Source organism: Streptomyces sp. YIM S03343, assembly GCF_054729195.1.
In genome coordinates, this window is record NZ_JBPUKX010000001.1 from 2,072,301 (window position 1) to 2,089,943 (window position 17,643).

The following is a 17,643-nucleotide window of genomic DNA, read 5'->3' on the forward strand; positions in this document are numbered from 1 at the left end:
ATGAAACATGCCCTTCTCACACCACTGCTCGCGGTGGCCCTGACCGGATGCTCGTTCCTCGGCCAGGACGCGCCGTGCACCAAGACCGGCATGGACTCGCACGTCACCGTCATATGGCCGCCCACCGACTTCGGCGGAGCGGACGCGGCAAAGATCCGACTGTGCGTGGACGGCACCTGCAAGGAACGGACGTCGGGCAGCCCCGACGACCCGTTCGCCTCGATGTCGATCCATCTCCCCGACGACATCGGCGCGTCCACCGTGCTCGTGCGGCTCACCGTGACGTCCACGAAAAGCGGTGACCCGATCGTCGAGGACAGCACCCGCGTCAAACTGACGGAACAGCATCCCAACGGCAAATCCTGTCCGCCCACTGCCTGGACGGCGACATTCCGCGCCCACCCCGACGAAGGACTCACTTCACCAAAGGGTATAAAGCTCCAGAAGTGACCCACACACGCAAGCGCCCGTTCCCGTCAGCACCGACAGAAACGGGCGCTTCGCGTCGCAGGAAAGAGACGCAACTGTCGGCCTCGTCGATCGACGTGCACGTCTGTGGCACAACGCGCTTCAAGCAGCTCGCCGCCGACGCCCGCTTACTTCTCCCCCGGCTCCAGCCGCAGCGAGATCGAGTTGATGCAGTACCGCTGGTCCGTCGGGGTCGGGTAGCCCTCGCCCTCGAAGACGTGGCCCAGGTGGGAGCCGCAGCGGGCGCAGCGGACCTCGGTGCGGACCATTCCGTGGGTGCGGTCCTCGATCAGTTCGACGGCCTCCGTGTCCTTCGGGTCGAAGAAGGACGGCCAGCCGCAGTGCGACTCGAACTTGGTGGTGGAGGTGAAGAGCTCGGCGCCGCAGGCGCGGCAGGAGTAGACGCCCTTGGCCTTGGTGTCGGTGTACTCACCGGTGAAGGCGGGTTCGGTGGCGGCCTGCCGCAGTACGGCGTACTCGGCCGGGGTCAGCTCCGTGCGCCACTGCTCGTCCGGCTTCTCGACGTCGTACGACATGGGTCTCAGCCCCTCACTTCGTCAGACGGTCCAGGATCAGGGGGCCCAGGTCCGTGACGTCCCCGGCGCCCATGGTGAGAACGAGATCGCCCGCCCGTGCCATTCCCGCGACCACGGACGGCGCCTCCGCCTTGTCGTGGACGGCGGTGACGTCCGCGCCCGCCGCCTCGGCGGCCTCGATGATCAGGGCGCTGGTGACACCGGGGATCGGGTCCTCGCGGGCCGGGTAGATGTCGAGGACGACCGAGGCGTCGGCGAGGGCCAGGGCCTGGCCCATCTCGGTGCCCAGTTCCTGGGTGCGGGAGAACAGGTGCGGCTGGAAGAGGACCAGGATCCGGGCGTCGCCCGCCGCCGCGCGCATGGCCTCCAGGTCCGCCGTCATCTCCGTGGGGTGGTGGGCGTAGGAGTCGATCACCTGTACCCCGGCGGCCTCGCCCTTCAGCTGCAGGCGCCGCTTCACACCCGTGTACGCGGCCAGGGCGGGGGCCAGCTCGGCGGCCGGGATGCCCAGGGCGACGCCCGCGGTCAGGGCCGCGACCGCGTTGTGCGCGTAGTGGCGGCCGGGGACGGACACCGTGAAGGTCAGCTCCGAGCCGTCCAGAAGGATCGTGACCTCGCTCTTCAGGCCCTGCGCCGCCACCGACAGCACGCGTACGTCGGCGTCCTCCGCCTCGCCGTACGTGACCGTCCGCACGCTGCCCGCGAGCCGTCGCGTCAGCTCGCGCGCGCCCGCGTGGTCTGCGGAGACGACCAGCGTGCCGCCGGGGACGACGCGGCTCGCGAAGATCTCGAAGGACTCGTAGATCTCGTCCATCGAGGCGTAGTTGGCGTGGTGGTCCAGCTCCACGTTGAGGACGATCGCGACCTCGGGCGCGTACTTGTGGAAACTGCGATCCGATTCGTCCGCCTCGGCGACGAAGATGTCACCGGTGCCGTGCAGCGCGTTGGAGCCGGGCGCGTCCAGGTCGCCGCCGATGGCGTACGACGGGTCCAGGCCCAACTCGGTCAGGGACACCGCCAGCATCGAGGTGGTGGTCGTCTTGCCGTGGGTGCCGGCCACCGCGATCGGGCGCAGGCCGATCATCAGGGCGGCGAGGGCGTCGGAGCGGTGCACGACCGGGATGCCCAGCTCGGCGGCCCTGGCCAGCTCCGGGTTGTCCTGGCGGATCGCCGAGGAGACCACGATGCAGCTCGCGTCGTCGGCCAGGTGCTCGGCGGCGTGGCCGATGTGCACCGTCACGCCGAGCGCCCGCAGCGCCTCGACGGTCGGCGAGTCCTTGGCGTCGCTTCCGGCGACCTTGGCCCCGCGCTGCGCGAGGATCTTCGCGATCCCCGACATCCCGGCGCCGCCGATGCCGATGAAGTGCGGTCGGTCCATGGCGGTAGGAAGGCCGGGTGCCATGCGCGTTTCTCCCAGGGTGCGGTGCGACGGTAGTACGACGTGCTGTGGTGCTGTGGTGCTGTGGTGCTGTGGTTCTGTGTGACGGTACGGCGGTGTGACGGTACGGCGTGAGGGCGCGCCTCCTGCTCACAGGAAGCGCGCCCTCAGCCTATTGCCTGTCACGGTGCGGGGACCTCAGCGTCCGCCGTACCCCGCGCTCGCGCCCTGCTGTGTTCTCCCCCTGCTCACGCCTTGCTGTGCGAGAACAGCTTCAGCACCGGCACGCCCACCTTGTGGCGGGCCCGCGAGGCCCAGTCGCGGTGGAAGAACTCTTCCACGTAGTGCGGATCGGTCAGGACGATCACCTCGTCGGCCTCGACCTCCTCGACCAGGGACTTCAGCGCGTCCAGCGGATGGTCCTCGACGAGGCGGCCCTCCGCCGCGCCGGTGACCGCGCGCAGGGCGACCAGGGACACCTCCAGGGCCCGCTCCCCGATCTCTCTGGCCTGCTCGCCCTCGGGCGTCTCGCTCTCCCGCACGGCCGTGTCGAGCTCGCCCATCGCCACGTCGTCGAGCGCGCGCAGCAGACGGTCCGCCTGGTCACCGCGCGGCTGGAGCAGCACATGGAACAAGACCTGCTCGTCCCCGTGCAAGGTGGTGACGAACTCCACGTCGGCGGACGTCAGGGCCTTCTCGATCATCAATACGCTTGTGAACACCAGGCGCCCCTTCTTGTGGGAGGACCCCCGTCCTCCGTCCTGCGTAGTCCGTGCCGGGCCCGCGCCAACGCCGGTGCCGGGCCTGCAAAAACCATCCTGCCCCGTGATCGCTGCTGTACTGCCGGTACCAGTCTGCCCAGGTGAGGCCGAGCGGAACGACTCGTTCCGGTGTTTTGGGGACCAGCAGTCCGCACATCAGGCCGACCGGTACCGGCTGAAGAGGAACCCGTCCTCTTCCAGCAGCGACGCCAGCGCGAACCGCCTGGGCACCGCCACCGACGGCCCCCCGGCGATACGCTGCGCGTCCCCGGCGGTGAGCATCGGGGCGACGGTCAGGCACAGCTCGTCGAGCACCCCGGCGGCCACGAACTGGCCGAGCAGCCGGGGGCCGCCCTCAGTCAGCAGCCGGGTGTGGCCCAGCTCCGCCAGGGCATGTACGGCGCGCACCGGATCGACGCCGACACCGTCACCGGCGATCACCACCCGGGCCCCCGCCTTCTCGGCCACCGCGATCCGGGCGGGGTCGGCCGCGGCGCCGGTGAGGATCAGTGTGGGCACCTTGGGCGAGGTGAACAGGGGCAGCGTCCAGTCCAGCTCCAGGCTCGCGGTGACCACGGCGATCACCGGCACCGGCGGCTGCCCGGCCGCCTCGCGCAGCGCCGCGAACTCCGGGCGCTCCCGGGCCGGGCGGTAGCGCTCCTGCCGTACCGTCTCCGCGCCTGCCAGCACCACGTCCGCCAGTGCGCGCAGGGTGCCGAAGATCCGCATGTCGGCGGCGCTGGAGATGGACTGCGAGCGGCCTTCGTGCTGGGCGGCGCCGTCCAGGGTGCTCACCATGTTGGCCCGCAGCCAGGGTCGCCGCGGGGTGGTGCCAGGAACAACGTCGGGCTCGGGGTGGGGCTCGGGGTCGGGGTCGGGGTAGGCGTAGGCGGCGGCCAGTTCGGCGAGGGTCCACTCCCGGTCCGCGGCGGCCTCCGCACCGGCGGCCGGAGCACCTGCGGCCGGAGCACCCGCGGGGCCGGTTCCGGCACCGCCGTCCCCACTGGTCCCGTCCGCCCCGTCCGCCCCGTCCGTCGTCCGGCCGGGCCGGGCCGCTGTCTCGTAGGTCACAGGGAACAGACGTCGCATGCCGTGCAGTGTGACACGCCGCTTAGCATGGGTGACCGTGTCGACCTCCTCCCCTGCCACCGGAGTCGTCCCGACAGCCGACGCCGCCCCGCTGTCCCTGTGCGCCCGTGAGCCGTTCGTCCCCGCGGACCGGCTGGTCGCCGAGATGGTGCCGCCGCCGCGCTTCGACTCGGTCCGCTTCGCGACGTACCTCCCGGACCCGAACCAGCCCAGCCAGACCGCAGCCGTCCGCCTCCTGGAGGACTTCACCGGCGGGCTCGGCGGCGCACACGCCACGGGTGCCGGGCGGCGCGGGCTGTTCGGTCTGGGCAGGCCCAGGGTGCCCAAGGTCCCGACGGGCCCCCGCGGTGTCTATCTGGACGGCGGCTACGGCGTCGGCAAGACCCATCTGCTGGCCTCTCTCTGGCACGCCACTCCGGCGGAGCCCGCGCTCAAGGCGTTCGGCACCTTCGTCGAGCTGACCAACCTGGTCGGCGCCCTCGGCTTCCAGCAGACGGTGCAGACCCTCTCCGGCCACCGTCTGCTGTGCATCGACGAGTTCGAGCTCGACGACCCCGGTGACACCGTCCTGGTCTCCACGCTGCTCGGCAAGCTCGTCCACGCCGGTGTGGCGCTCGCCGCCACCTCCAACACCCTGCCCGGCAAGCTCGGCGAGGGCCGGTTCGCGGCCGCCGACTTCCTGCGCGAGATCCAGGGCCTGTCCGCGCACTTCCGCGCCCTGCGCATCGACGGCGAGGACTACCGCCACCGCGGCCTGCCCGAGGCCCCGGCGCCGTACTCCGACGAGACGGTGACGAAGACGGCGTACGCCACCGAAGGCGCCTCCCTGGACGACTTCCCGCATCTGCTGGACCACCTGGCCCGCGTGCACCCGAGCCGCTACGGCGCCCTCACCGACGGCCTGCGCGCGGTGTGCCTCACCGATGTGCGGCCGGTGCCGGACCAGTCGACGGCACTGCGGCTGGTGGTACTCGCCGACCGGCTCTACGACCGCGAGGTACCGGTGCTGGCGTCGGGGCTGCCGTTCGACCGGCTGTTCAGCGAGGAGATGCTGAACGGCGGCTACCGCAAGAAGTACTTCCGCGCGATATCCCGGCTCACCGCCCTCGCCCGCGACGCCGGGGCGCTGGTCGGGAGCCGCTAGAACGTGCCCTGAGGGCGTGCCCTGAGAGCGTGTCCCAGGGCCTGTCGTGTGGATCAGGTCGCAGGATGTGGGCCGGCCGCCGGCCGCCCTCCCCGCCCGGCTGGCCGCTGACCCGCATCCGCCCAACCTGCCAACGCTAGCCCCTCCCCGCCCCCGAGCGCCAAGCCTTCGCCGTGCACCGGCGGCCGGGCCTAGCATCCGCCTTGACTTTCCCTTGACCAGTCCCTGGAACACCTGGCGCAGAGCGGGAGATCCGGGCCGGCGGTAGACGGGAGGGGGACGCTGCGGCGCGCGGCACGACAGCCGGGCTCAGCGCGGAACGGCGTCGTACCGAACCGTCGTGCGGGCCCGACGCGCCGCTCGGCGGGCGAGGAGGAACAGACCCATGCAGCAGCCCCTCATCGAGCACGCCCGTGCCTTCGGACAGCACCCCGAAGACTTCGCCGAACTCGCCAAGGGCCAGTCCCCGCAGGTCCTGTTCATCACCTGCTCCGACTCCCGGGTGGTCCCGGCCCTGATCACCGGCGCCGGTCCGGGCGAACTGTTCGAACTGCGCACCGCCGGCAACATCGTCCCGCCGTACGCGTCCGGGCACCCCACCGGCGAGGCCGCGACGATCGAGTACGCGGTGGGGGTGCTCGGCGTCAGGGACATCGTTGTGTGCGGTCACTCGCACTGCGGAGCCGTCGGCGCGCTGGTGCGCGGCGACAGCCTCGACGCGGTACCCGCCGTGCGCGACTGGCTGACGCAGGCCACCCCGCGTCCGGAGGGCGCGGCGGAGGACCGGACCGTCGCCGGGGGCGTGCAGAACCACGTCCTGGCCCAGTTGCTGCGGCTGCGCGCCTACCCGTGCATCGAGCGGGGGCTGGCGGACGGCCGGATCACCCTGCACGGCTGGTACTACGAGGTGCACACCGGCGCCGTCCTGGCGCACCACCCCGAGAGCGACACGTTCACGGCCCTCTAGAGCATTCATTCGCGAGCATTCGCGGCCCTCCAGTACTCCGGTACGAGGCCGCGCTGGGGTCGCCCAGCCGTGCGCCCGGTGCCGGGCCCGAGCCCTCGTGGCCCGGGACCCGGCATCGGGCATATCGTGGCAGGAGCAGGCATATCGGGATATTGGGATGTCGGGCCCCTGATGGAGGAGGTCGCCATGCTCCAGGCGCTGATCGGGGTGATCGTGGCAGCCGGTGCCGTCGGCCTGGTGTACGCGGCAGCGGGGATACGGGTCGTCAAGCAGTACGAACGCGGAGTGATCCTGCGGCTCGGCCGGCTGCGGGGCGAGACGCGCGGGCCGGGGCTCGCGGTGATCGTGCCGGCGGTGGACCGGCTGCGCAAGGTCAACATGCAGATCGTGACGCTGCCGATCCCGGCCCAGGAGGGCATCACCCGGGACAACGTCACGGTGCGGGTGGACGCCGTCGTCTACTTCAAGGTCGTGGACGCGCCGGCCGCGATCATCAATGTCGAGGACTACCGGTTCGCCGTCTCCCAGATGGCGCAGACCTCGCTGCGCTCCATCATCGGCAAGAGCGACCTCGACGATCTGCTCTCCAACCGGGAGAAGCTCAACCAGGGCCTGGAGCTGATGATCGACAGCCCAGCCATCGGCTGGGGCGTGCAGATCGACCGGGTCGAGATCAAGGACGTGTCGCTGCCGGAGTCCATGAAGCGGTCCATGGCCCGCCAGGCCGAGGCAGACCGGGAGCGCCGGGCACGGATCATCAACGCGGACGCCGAGCTCCAGGCGTCGAAGAAGCTCGCCGAGGCCGCCCAGCAGATGGCGGCCACCCCGTCCGCGCTCCAGCTGCGGCTGCTCCAGACCATCGTGGCGGTCGCCGCCGAGAAGAACTCCACGCTGGTGCTGCCGTTCCCGGTGGAGCTGCTGCGCTTCCTGGAGCGGGCCCAGCAGCCGGAGCACCCGGAAAAGCCGGTGGAACAGCTCCCGAAGCCTCCGCCGCCGCCCCAGGAGTTCCCACCGCCGCCGCAACAGCTGTCCAAGCGGCAGAAGGCGGCGGGGTGAGGACGCGCGGCGCAGACGGGTGGCCGCCATGGGGTGCCGCCGACGGGTGGCCGCGGTACGCGTCCGGCCGCTAGCGTGCGCGGCATGCGGGGCATTCGGGGCATGCGCGGCAGGGGAAGTGTGACGGCCATGGTGGCGCTCATGATCGCGCCCGCCCTCATGGCGGGCTGCGCGGACAGCGGGGACGGCGGCGGCGCGAACGGCGGCGACTCGTCCGCCTCGTCGGCGGCCCCCTCCCCCACCGCCGCGCGGCGGATCACGGTGTCGAGCAGCGCGTTCGCCGAGGACGGCACCGTCCCGCGCCGCCACACCTGCGACGGCGCGGACGTCTCGCCCCCGCTGGCCTTCTCCGGCGTACCGGAGGGCGCCGCCGGGCTCACCGTGCTTGTCGAGGACCCCGACGCCCCGCGCGGCACCTTCACGCACTGGCTGCTTTGGGACGCCGATCCACACGAGACCCGGTGGGCCGCGGGCACGGCCCCGCGCGGCGCGGTGCAGGGCCGCAACGGCTTCGGCAAGAACAGCTACGGCGGCCCGTGCCCGCCCAGGGGCAGCGCCCCACACCACTACGTCTTCACGGTGTACGCCACCGACAGGGCCCTCGGCCTCGCCCCGGGCGCCTCCGCCGACACCCTGAAGCGCGCCCTGGAGGGCCACGTCCTCGCCTCCGGCACACTGACGGGCCGTTACGGCCGCTGAGCGACGGCACTCGGCCGTCCTCGCGACAACCGGGGTGACGACCGGCGCGTGCCCCGCTGCGATCAGAAACGATCGCCATACTTTCGTATGATGATCACCTTCACCCCCGCTCTGCGGCGCATCGGCATGGTCTGCGCCCTCACCACCGCCCTCGCCACGGCCCTCGGCACAGCCCTGACGGCCTGCAGCACCCCCCGAGCAACCCAGGCGACCCGCCCCGCCCACGCCGCCCACCCCGCCCCGGCACACCCCTCCGCTTCCCCCTCCGCCTCGCCGTCCCCCTCGCCGTCCCCCTCCAGTTCCCCCGTCCCCACCCTCGCCCCCGGCCCGTCCGGACTGACGCCGGTGTTCCGCAACGGCCCGCGCACCGTCGGCAAGGTCGTCGCCCTCACCTTCGACGCCGACATGACCGCCGACGAGGGCCCGCGCGCCGCGGCGGGCGAGCGTTTCGACAACCCGGCGCTCATCGCCACCCTGCGCAGGCTGAAGGTTCCGGCCACCGTGTTCATGACCGGCCGGTGGGCCGAGCAGTACCCGGCCGAGGCCCGCTCCCTCGGCACCGACCCGCTCTTCGAGGTGGCCAACCACTCCTACAGCCACTACGCCTTCACCGCCGACTGCTACGGGCTGCCGGTCCTGGCCCAGCAGCGGATGCGGAGCGATGTGGAGCGGGCGTACACCGCGCTGCGGGCGGCAGGGGTGCCGCACCCGATGCCGTACTTCCGCTTCCCCGGCGGCTGTTACGACCGGTCGGCGCTGCGGGCGCTGAGCGGCACCGGGGTCAACGCGGTGGTGCAGTGGGACGTGGTGAGCGGGGACCCCTTCGCCACGGACGCCGACGCCGTGGCCCGCAACGTGCTGGACGGGGTCCGGCCGGGGTCCGTGGTCGTCATGCACTGCACCCGCAGCGCGGCCCCGGCGACCGAGCGCGCCGTACGGACGATCGTGCCCGCGCTGCGGGCGAAGGGCTACCGGTTCGTGAAGGTGTCCGAGCTGATCGCCGCCGCGGGCGCCCGCCGGTGACCGCGCCGGTGACCGCCGTAGTCTGAAGAGATGAGCGAGGACGACTACTGCACCATCGAGGCGGTACGGCCCCCGAAGGCCGACGGCCCGCCGTATGCGGAGTGCGTGCTGTGCCGGGAGCCGACCGAGTATCCGCAGTCGTACAAGGGGATCACGTTGTGCCCCGTGTGCGAGTGGCGGGAGGCGGAGCGGACCGCTTGCTCGGGGTGAGCGGTTTGTAGGGTTGGCGGGCGTGAGCCCTGATGCGACGGACACGACCGTGAGCCCTGAAACGCCGAACACCCGGGACACCCCGGACGCCCCGGACACTCTGCACACTCCGCCCTCCGGCGAGAGTCCCTTCCAGATCGAGCCCACCGCCCGCGACGAGGCACCGCAGTTCGCGCTGCCGCTGGTGGTACGGATCGAGCGGGACGCCCCGCCCGCCCGCACCGACGCCCTGGAGACCGCCGCACGCGCGGTGCTGGCGCTGCTGACCGACCCGCGCGCAACCGGGGACGGGGAGTGGGCAGAGCTGGTGCGGGACTGGCAGGACGGGCGGATCCGCAAGGTCGTACGGCGGGCCCGGGGCGCCGAGTGGCGGCGGGCCTCCACCCTGCCCGGGATCACCGTCACCGGGGAGTCGGCCGAGGTGCGGGTGTTCCCGCCGGTGCCGCTCGACGGGTGGCCCAAGGAGCTGGCGAAGCTCCAGGTCTCCGGCACCGACCTCGACGACCCCGAGCCGCCTGCCGCCGCCGGGCCGAACGTGCCGGTGCTGTGGCTGAACCCCGGGCTGGAGATGTCGGCGGGCAAGGCCATGGCCCAGGCCGGGCACGCGGCCCAGCTCGCTTGGTGGGCACTGCCGGACCGGGAGCGGACGGCCTGGCGGGACGCCGGTTTCCCGCTCGCCGTGCGCCCCGCCGACCCGGCCCACTGGGAGCGGCTGACCCGCAGCGGGCTGCCGCTGGTGCGGGACGCGGGGTTCACCGAGGTCGTCCCGGGCAGCTGCACGGTCGTCGCGGAGCATCCGGCGCTGCCGCTCTGACCGAACCTCAAATGTTGCTCTGAAGACCCGCGGCCATGGATTCACGCGCCGCTACCCGGGCCATACCCCCCTAGGGCCTGTCTGGGGTTGTGATCTGGGCTCGCGGGGCGTGGCACGCACTCCCCCAAGCTCTTCGAGCAGGGGGTACCCCCGGCCGCGTTGCCGGAAGGTCCTAGTAGCTCCGCTACGAGGACCTTCCGGCGCCTTGCGATCGCACGCACCACGCCGCGCTCCCTGATCCAGATCACAACCCCAGACAGGCCCTAACGCCGGAACGGACTACGGTGCCGAAAGGCGCCGAAGGGGGACGGACCATGCGGACATCGGGGGAGGCGACACCCATGGCGGTGGCGACGGGAGAGGCGGCAACAGCCGGGACTGTGGCGACAGGGGAGACGGCCGCGGCGACGGCCAGGACGGTTGCGGCGCCGACGCCTAGGACGGCGGCAGCTGCGGGCACGCTGGCACCGAAGCCGATGCCGGTGCCGGTGCCGCTGGGGACGGGGATCGGCTGGCGACCGGAGATCGCGGACGCCGTGGAGGAGATGGCGGGCATCGACTGGGTCGAGGTCGTCGCGGAGAACGTGTGCCCCGGTCACCTCCCCGAGTCCCTGCTGCGACTGCGCGCCCGCGGGGTCACCGTGGTCCCGCACGGCGTCTCCCTTGGTCTCGGCGGCGCCGAACCCCCGGACGAACGGCGGCTGACCGCTCTCGCCGAGCGGGCCTTGGCCCTCGGCTCGCCCCTGGTCACCGAGCACATCGCCTTCGTACGGGCGGGCGGCCCGCTCACCGCCTCGCCCGGCCTGGAGGCGGGCCATCTGCTTCCCGTGCCGCGCACCCGCGACGCCCTCGACGTGCTGTGCGCGAACATCCGCGCCGCCCAGGACGCGCTGCCCGTACCGCTCGCCGTCGAGAACATCGCCGCGCTGATCGCCTGGCCCGGCGACGAGCTGACCGAGGGCCAGTTCCTGTACGAGCTGGCCGACCGCACCGGCGTACAGCTCCTCATCGACGTCGCCAACCTGCACACCAACCACGTCAACCGGGGCGAGGTCCCGGCCGAGGCGCTCGCCGCGCTTCCCCTGGAGGCCCTCGCCTACGTCCATGTCGCGGGCGGCGTCGAGCGGGACGGCGTCTGGCACGACAGCCACGCCCACCCCGTCCCGGTACCGGTCCTCGCGATCCTCACCGACCTGGCCTCCCGCACCGCACCGCCCGGAGTTCTCCTGGAACGGGACGACAACTTCCCCGAACCGGCCGCACTGCAACGGGAACTGACGGCGATACGGGGTGCGGTGGTGAAGGGGAGCGTGAGGCGGCGGCGCGTGCAGGCACGCCCGCCGGAGCTCTCGCGCGCCGCGCGCACGGCAGTCGCCGTGACCACCGCTCCGGACTCCCAGTCTGCCTCCGAGCCCGACTCCGGCTCCGGCTCCGCTCCGGACTCCCAGTCCGCCTCCGAGCCCGGCTCCGCTCCCGCCGCCCGTCAGCGTCTCGCCCTCGCACAGACCGCCCTGCTGTCGGCTCTCGTCGCCGGGACGCCCGCGCCCGAGGGCTTCGACCGGGCGCGGCTGCGGGTGCAGTCCCGGGCGCTGGCCGCCAAACGGGCCGACGTGGTGGCGAAGATCGCCTCGGAACTGCCCGGCATCCTCGGCGCCGGTTACCGGCCGGCCTTCCTGGACTACGCCCACGGCCACCCGATGACCGGCGGCTACCGGCGTGACGCACTGGACTTCGCCGAGCACCTGCTGACCGGCGGCACGCTCGAAGCGGGCGCGGCCCGACGGGAGCTGCGGGAGTGGTGGCTGGAACGCAGCGGCCCGGTGCCACGCTCCGGCCGCCGTACGACACGTCTGGCCCGGACGGCCCGCCGGGTCCTGCTGCGCCGCTGAGCCGGGCGGCAGACGCGCCCATCGGCCGGCCGTACACTCCCCGGCCGACCGGTGGCCGGGCGGAGGCGTTCCACAGCCGCACGCCCCCGAGAACTCACCGCACACGCACCACCGGCCGCTCCCCGCACCCGCCCCACCGCCCCCGGAGAACTCCCCGGTAATATGCGTCCTCCCGCACCCCGCAGGCGTCCTCGCGTGCGGCGTGGGCAGGAGGCACCATGCGACCCAGACCCCCCGTCAAGGGCCGGGGCATCTTCAGCGGCACCGGGCTCATCATCACCGGCCTGGCGGCCACGCTGGCCGCGCTGATCTACCCGGTCTGGTCGTACTCCGACCGGTCCGGCCCGGGTGTGAACGACGCCGAGGTGCTCAGCGACCGTTCGGTGTCGACGCCGTACGGCCCGCTGTCGGTGGCGGACCGGGACTTCATCGCCAAGGTGCGGCTGGCCGGGCTGTGGGAGCTGCCCGCGGGGCGGCAGGCAGAGGAGAAGGGCACCACCGACGCCGTACGGGTCGCAGGGCAGCATCTGATCGACGGGCACACCTTCCTGGACGAACGCGTCCGTGACGTCGCCGCCAAGCTCAGCCTGCCCCTCCCCGACCAGCCCACCGAGCAGCAGAAGCAGTGGCTGAGCACCCTGAACACCGCTCAGGGCGAGGATTTCGACCGGGAGTTCGCCAACCTGCTGCGGCTGGCGCACGGCAGGGTCTTCTCGCTCGTCGCCGATGTCCGTGCGAGCACCCGCAACACCCTGGTCCGCGCGCTGGCGGACGACGCGAACACGACCGTGCTGGACCACATCAGGATGCTGGAGGGCACGGGGTTCGTCGACTTCGACGCGCTCGCCCGGGACCTGGCGGCGAGCCCCACCCCCACCTCCCCCGCCTCGGTGCCCCCGGCGCCCGTCGCCGACCCCTCCCCGGCCGTCCCCGTCGCCCCGGCGGGCAGCCTCGGCACCGGTTGGTCGCTGCCGCCCGCCGCCACCGCCCCGCCCCCGACGCCCTGACCCTGCCCCTCACCCTGAGCTGCGGGCCGAGCGGAACGTCACAAACCCACAACAGCGCGTCCTGATTCCTACCCCCGGCATGGCGCGCGACTGCGCCTTTGGCATAGAAAATTGGCATGTTCTGGGTCCTTCTCCTGCTGCTGGCCTGGGCCGTCGCGGGCATCGCATGCACCAGGCTGTGTCTGGCCGCCGTACGCGCGGCGTCCGTGGACACGGAGTACGCGGCGCTCGTCGCCGCGGGCGCCGCCCACGATCTGACGCTCTACGAGGCCGCGTTCCTGTCCGGCGGACCGGGCCGGGTCGCCGATCTCACCCTGGTCTCCATGGCGCGCCAGCAACGGCTGCTGCTCGCCCACACGGGCTGGGCGACGGTCGTCGACCCGCGCGGCCGGGACGACATGGAGCGCACGGTGATAGGGGCGATCGGCCCGGAGGGCCAGTCCCGCATAGCCCCGGTGCGGGAGACGGCGGCCGCCGGTGACGCCGTACAGGGGCTGGGCGACCGGCTGGTGCGGGAGGGCCTCGCCGTGCCGGACGGGGACCGTACGACGGTCGCGTCCGGGGTGCGCCAGGTGCGGATCGCCGCGCTGGCGGTGGTGGCGCTGGGCACCGCCGCGCTGCTCACGCCCGCCCCGACGGATCTGTCGCGGAACCTGGTCGCGCTGTGGTTCGCGCTGCCTCTCGCGCTGACGCTGAGCTGTCTGGTCATAGCCCGGTTCGAGGTGCACCCGTACACCCGCTGGGCCTCACCGGCCGGTCAGCGGCTGCTGGGCTCGCTGATGCGCCGCGGGTCCCGCCCCGCGCGCGACGGCCGTACGGACCTCACGTCCGTCGCGGTCCGCGGCGTCCGCGCGATCGGCGAACCCGAACTCCGCGCGGCCTTCGCCCACCGCGACCAGCCGCACTGGCGGGACTAGGCCGTGTTCTGAAAGTGCCTCGATCCCTTTGTCTCGCGTCGTGATGATTTCGGTGTGGGACGAGGGGATCTTTCTGACGAGCAGTGGTCCTTGCTGGAGCCGTTGTTGCCGGACGCGGTGTCGGGGCGGCCGCCGGTTGGCCGGAGGAAGCTGATCGACGGGATCCGCCGGCGAATGCGGCCAGGTGCTCCGTGGAGGGATTTGCAACGCGACGGCACCTGGGCCGTGCTGCTGACCGGACTGCAAGCCCGGGCGGACGCGGCAGGGCTGATCACGTGGGAGGTCAACGTCGACTCCACAGTCTGTCAGGCCCACCCGCACGCCGCAGGAACCCCGCCGCGACGGACGGGCCCGGAAGGAACCGCCAGGCGATCTCTGCGTCCAGCCCGGCGGCCACGGCCTAGGTCCTGTCTGGAGTCCGGATCACGAGTTCGGTAGATCGCCTGCGTCATGGGGTCCCTCCTTGATAGGCCATCGGCCATGGCGCGAGGCGATCTCACCGACGAGCAGTGGGCCCTGATCGAGCCCCACCTTCCGATCGCCGCAGTCGGGCCCATCCCCGACCTGCGGAAACACTTCAACGCGGTGATGTGGCGGTTCCGCACGGGCAGTCCCTGGCGCGACCTGCCCAGCGAGTTCGGGCCCTGGCAGAGCGCGTACGACCGCTTCCGGATCTGGGCGACGCAGGGCGTCTTCCAGCACCTGATGGAGGCGGTGATCGCCGAGGCCGCTGACCGGGGTCAGGCGGACCTGGGCCTGGTCAGCGTGGACTCGGCGACAGCACGGGCGCACCACCACGCCGCCGGGATGGCACTGGAACCCGAGCAGTTGGCGGCCCTGGAAGCGGCCGCCGAGTCCGAAAAGGGGGCGCCGTGGAGGGACAACAGCCGCAGGACGGACAGTGCGAGGACGACGCGGGCGCTGAGCGGCGACGGGCCCGCCGACGGCACCGGGCCCGTCTGAAGGCCGCACAACTGGGGCGTTCCCGGGGAGGGCTGACCAGCAAGATTCACCTGGCGGCCGACCGGCGCTGCCGTCCGCTGGCGTTTGTGCTCACCCCCGGACAGGCCGGCGACAGCCCGCAGTTCGTCCCGGTCCTGGAGCGGGTGAAGGTGCGCGGGCCGGTCGGGCGTCCCCGGACCCGACCGGACGCAGTGGCCGCGGACAAGGCTTACTCCAGCCGCCGTAACCGCCGCTACCTGCGGCGTCGTGGAATCCGGGCGGTGATCCCGGAGAAGGTGGACCAGGCCGCCAACCGGAAGAAGCGCGGTTCGAAGGGCGGTCGCCCGGTCAGCCACGACGCGGCCTTGTACACCGAGCGCAACACCGTGGAGCGGTGCATCAACCGGCTGCGGAACTGGCGAGGCATCGCGTTCCGCTTCGACAAGACCCCGGAGAGCTACGAGGCCGGACTGCATCTGTGCGGTGCGATGCTCTGGCTCCGCAGCATCGCACCGCAGTCGTGATCCGAACTCCAGACAGGACCTAGGTCGTTCCCGCGGCGGCAACTGCGGGCTGTCACCACGCCGGCGTGCGGTGACCAGCAGGGACAGCGGCCGCTGGCCTTGTTCGCAAGCCAGGTGGATCTTGGTGGCCGGAGTCCTGGGTCGCCTCCGGGCCCCTTGGGTTGTGGTTGGGGGCGGATGCCGGGAGCGCGGGGGCCGACAGTAGTGTGGGTTTCGTGATCGATGCTGTTCGGGGGTGCGGTGTGCTGCCGGTCAGGCGTGTGATGCTCCCACTGGTCGTCTGGGTGGCCGTGGTGCCGTGGCTGCTCGCTACAGCGGCGACCACGCTGTGGGGGTTCTCGACGGAGTCGGACGGGCTGTTCCTGACGTTCGGCACCCGGATGGCGCTGGTGCCGCTGCTGCTGGTCGGTGAGGTCGTCGGCACGGTGGCGGTCTTCCGGCGCTATGACGGTCTGCGCTCCGACTTCTGGCCGGGAGCGGGCCTGGCGTTTGCTCTTCTGGCGCTGTTCACCGTGATGGGTGTGGCCGCGACGTGGGGCGAGTGGGGCGGGATGCTGCTGATCTGGGCCCTGTATACCGGCTATGTCTTCTTCGTGTTCGTCTTCGGTGGGCTGGCCTGGAAGAAGGTCTTCGCCTAGAAGACTGCTGAGAGTCTTGTCGGCGACGTCGTCAGACAGGAGGCTCGGGTCCGTCAACGAGGGACGGCACCACCGCGATGACCGGTGGTGCCGCCTTGTACCGGCCGAACGTGTCGCGCCCGTTGCGCCGTCGCTGAAACCCGAGGCGGTCCGGGCCGTTCCTCATGCCGGACGGTTATTTGTACGTGCCGTAGTAGCCGGTGAGGTTCGTCAGGTCGCACAGCATGGCGCCGACGAGGCAGAGCGGGGAAGCGTACTTGCTCTGGTGCACCCAGGTGACACGTCCGTCGCGTGACACACGAGACGATCTACCAGGCGCTCTACGTCCAAGGCCGCGGAGAACTCCGCCGTGAACTCACCAAGGCCCTGCGGACAGGACGGGCCCGCCGACGTCCCCAGCGCCAGGCATACAAGCGTCAGATATTCGCACCGTCGCACGGACCGAGGGAGGATCTGATTCCGGCCCCTGCAGGATCGCGGATGGTTTGTAATTCAAATAATCGTCATGCTTGATCAGCGGGAGCGTCTTCGGTGGCGGCCCCACAGGCGACCCGGCAAGGAAAAAGCCGGCGTGCCGGACGGCCGCTCCTGTGCCAGGGACTCCCGCAGAACCTGGCACGGAGCGGGCCGACCGGCACGCCGGACGTGTCGAACCGCTAGGGCCTGTCCGGCGGATCATGCCGGAGACGCGGGGCTGGCACGCACATCTGCAGCGTTGTCGTCACTCGCCGACGCTCCGCGTCGACTCCCTCCTCCGCCTTGCAGCTGCACGCACCAGCCCCCGCTCACCTGGGCCGATGGGTACCGTCGGTTTCCTCCGACTTGATCCGCCGGACAGGCCCTAGGCGAGATCCGCGACCAGCTCGGCGATGTCCTTGCGGCGGCCCGTGAAGAACGGGACCTCCTCACGGACATGCATCCGGGCCTCGGAGCCCCGCAGATGACGCATGAGGTCGACGATGCGGTACAGCTCGTCGGCCTCGAAGGCCAGCATCCACTCGTAGTCGCCGAGCGCGAACGCGGCGACCGTGTTGGCGCGCACGTCCGGGAAGCCGCGGGCCATCTTGCCGTGGTCGGCGAGCATCCGGCGGCGGTCCTCGTCGGGCAGCACGTACCAGTCGTAGGAGCGGACGAAGGGGTAGACGCTCACATAGTTGCGGGGCGTCTCGTCGGCGAGGAACGCCGGGATGTGCGAGCGGTTGAACTCGGCCGGGCGGTGCAGCGCCATGTTCGACCAGACCGGCTCCAGCGTGCGGCCGAGCCGGGTGCGGCGGAAGAGGTTGTACGCCTCCTGGAGCTGCTCGCTGGTCTCCGCGTGCCACCAGATCATCAGGTCGGCGTCGGCACGCAGCCCCGAGATGTCGTACGTGCCGCGGACCGTCACTTCCTTCGCGGCGAGCTGCCCGAACAGCTCCTGGACCTCTTCGGCATATCCGGCGCGGTCCTCGGGCAGCACGTCCTTCAGCTTGAAGACGGACCACATGGTGTAGCGGATGACCTCGTTGAGGTCCTTGGCCAGCTTGCCCTTGTTGGGGACCCTGCCGGACTCGGTGGTGGGGACGTCGTCACTCATGCACTCAT

At 71.8% G+C, this 17,643-nt stretch carries 19 protein-coding genes and 1 pseudogene; 14 read left to right on the forward strand and 6 right to left on the reverse strand.

Annotated elements, in window-relative coordinates:
- Positions 1–450 (forward strand): hypothetical protein, encoded by a 450-nt coding sequence (locus ACSYGN_RS08900; RefSeq protein WP_460393649.1) that lies wholly within the window; start codon positions 1–3, stop codon positions 448–450.
- A 146-nt stretch (positions 451–596) separates the two neighbouring features.
- Here ACSYGN_RS08900 and msrB read toward each other — a convergent pair whose 3' ends face one another.
- The 4 genes from msrB to ACSYGN_RS08920 form a co-directional block, all read right to left on the reverse strand.
- A complete protein-coding gene (msrB, locus tag ACSYGN_RS08905; RefSeq protein ID WP_460393651.1) occupies positions 597–1,004 on the reverse strand; it encodes a peptide-methionine (R)-S-oxide reductase MsrB in 408 nt (135 codons plus the stop codon).
- A 13-nt stretch (positions 1,005–1,017) separates the two neighbouring features.
- Positions 1,018–2,406 (reverse strand): UDP-N-acetylmuramate--L-alanine ligase, encoded by a 1,389-nt coding sequence (gene murC / locus ACSYGN_RS08910; RefSeq protein ID WP_460393653.1) that lies wholly within the window; start codon positions 2,404–2,406, stop codon positions 1,018–1,020.
- 224 nt (positions 2,407–2,630) lie between these two features.
- Positions 2,631–3,086 (reverse strand): indole-3-glycerol phosphate synthase, encoded by a 456-nt coding sequence (locus ACSYGN_RS08915; protein WP_460403311.1) that lies wholly within the window; start codon positions 3,084–3,086, stop codon positions 2,631–2,633.
- A 213-nt stretch (positions 3,087–3,299) separates the two neighbouring features.
- Entirely contained in the window at positions 3,300–4,232 is a 933-nt protein-coding gene (locus tag ACSYGN_RS08920) for a pyrimidine reductase family protein (RefSeq protein WP_460393655.1), read from the reverse strand.
- Positions 4,233–4,269: 37 nt separating this feature from the next.
- Between ACSYGN_RS08920 and zapE the strand changes: the two genes are divergently transcribed.
- The 13 genes and pseudogenes from zapE to ACSYGN_RS08985 all read left to right on the forward strand — a co-directional run bounded on the left by zapE (position 4,270) and on the right by ACSYGN_RS08985 (position 16,062).
- On the forward strand, positions 4,270–5,376 hold the full coding sequence (gene zapE / locus ACSYGN_RS08925; RefSeq protein WP_460393657.1) for a cell division protein ZapE: 1,107 nt from the start codon (positions 4,270–4,272) through the stop codon (positions 5,374–5,376).
- A 385-nt stretch (positions 5,377–5,761) separates the two neighbouring features.
- The gene (locus ACSYGN_RS08930; protein ID WP_460393659.1) at positions 5,762–6,343 is read left to right on the forward strand and encodes a carbonic anhydrase; all 582 of its coding nucleotides are present in this window, start codon (positions 5,762–5,764) and stop codon (positions 6,341–6,343) included.
- A 186-nt stretch (positions 6,344–6,529) separates the two neighbouring features.
- Entirely contained in the window at positions 6,530–7,399 is an 870-nt protein-coding gene (locus ACSYGN_RS08935; protein WP_460393661.1) for a slipin family protein, read from the forward strand.
- A gap of 84 nt (positions 7,400–7,483) precedes the next feature.
- Complete coding sequence (locus ACSYGN_RS08940; RefSeq protein ID WP_460393663.1) at positions 7,484–8,098, forward strand: YbhB/YbcL family Raf kinase inhibitor-like protein; 615 nt, start codon at positions 7,484–7,486, stop codon at positions 8,096–8,098.
- A gap of 90 nt (positions 8,099–8,188) precedes the next feature.
- Positions 8,189–9,121, forward strand: a complete 933-nt coding sequence (locus ACSYGN_RS08945; protein ID WP_460393665.1) for a polysaccharide deacetylase family protein — start codon at positions 8,189–8,191, stop codon at positions 9,119–9,121.
- Positions 9,122–9,151: 30 nt separating this feature from the next.
- Positions 9,152–9,331 carry a hypothetical protein gene (locus ACSYGN_RS08950; protein WP_460393667.1) on the forward strand — a complete coding sequence of 60 codons (180 nt, stop codon included), beginning with the start codon at positions 9,152–9,154 and terminating at the stop codon, positions 9,329–9,331.
- Positions 9,332–9,431: 100 nt separating this feature from the next.
- Positions 9,432–10,145: an aminoacyl-tRNA hydrolase gene (locus ACSYGN_RS08955; protein WP_460403313.1), complete on the forward strand. Its 714-nt coding sequence runs from the start codon at positions 9,432–9,434 to the stop codon at positions 10,143–10,145.
- A 476-nt stretch (positions 10,146–10,621) separates the two neighbouring features.
- The gene (locus ACSYGN_RS08960) at positions 10,622–12,034 is read left to right on the forward strand and encodes an MbnB/TglH/ChrH family RiPP precursor modification enzyme (protein ID WP_460403315.1); all 1,413 of its coding nucleotides are present in this window, start codon (positions 10,622–10,624) and stop codon (positions 12,032–12,034) included.
- A gap of 218 nt (positions 12,035–12,252) precedes the next feature.
- Positions 12,253–13,041: a DUF4142 domain-containing protein gene (locus tag ACSYGN_RS08965; RefSeq protein ID WP_460393669.1), complete on the forward strand. Its 789-nt coding sequence runs from the start codon at positions 12,253–12,255 to the stop codon at positions 13,039–13,041.
- A gap of 116 nt (positions 13,042–13,157) precedes the next feature.
- Positions 13,158–13,958, forward strand: coding sequence for a TIGR04222 domain-containing membrane protein (locus tag ACSYGN_RS08970; protein WP_460393671.1), 801 nt, complete (start codon positions 13,158–13,160; stop codon positions 13,956–13,958).
- 117 nt (positions 13,959–14,075) lie between these two features.
- Complete coding sequence (locus tag ACSYGN_RS08975) at positions 14,076–14,396, forward strand: hypothetical protein (protein ID WP_460403317.1); 321 nt, start codon at positions 14,076–14,078, stop codon at positions 14,394–14,396.
- Positions 14,397–14,438: 42 nt separating this feature from the next.
- Positions 14,439–15,424 (forward strand): annotated as a pseudogene (locus tag ACSYGN_RS08980) (IS5 family transposase).
- A 215-nt stretch (positions 15,425–15,639) separates the two neighbouring features.
- Positions 15,640–16,062 (forward strand): hypothetical protein, encoded by a 423-nt coding sequence (locus ACSYGN_RS08985; protein ID WP_460393673.1) that lies wholly within the window; start codon positions 15,640–15,642, stop codon positions 16,060–16,062.
- 175 nt (positions 16,063–16,237) lie between these two features.
- Here ACSYGN_RS08985 and ACSYGN_RS08990 read toward each other — a convergent pair whose 3' ends face one another.
- Both ACSYGN_RS08990 and hemQ read right to left on the reverse strand, forming a co-directional pair.
- Complete coding sequence (locus ACSYGN_RS08990; RefSeq protein ID WP_460393675.1) at positions 16,238–16,360, reverse strand: hypothetical protein; 123 nt, start codon at positions 16,358–16,360, stop codon at positions 16,238–16,240.
- Between the two features lie 543 nt (positions 16,361–16,903).
- Entirely contained in the window at positions 16,904–17,635 is a 732-nt protein-coding gene (hemQ, locus tag ACSYGN_RS08995; protein ID WP_460393677.1) for a hydrogen peroxide-dependent heme synthase, read from the reverse strand.
- Between the last annotated feature and the right edge of the window lie 8 nt (positions 17,636–17,643).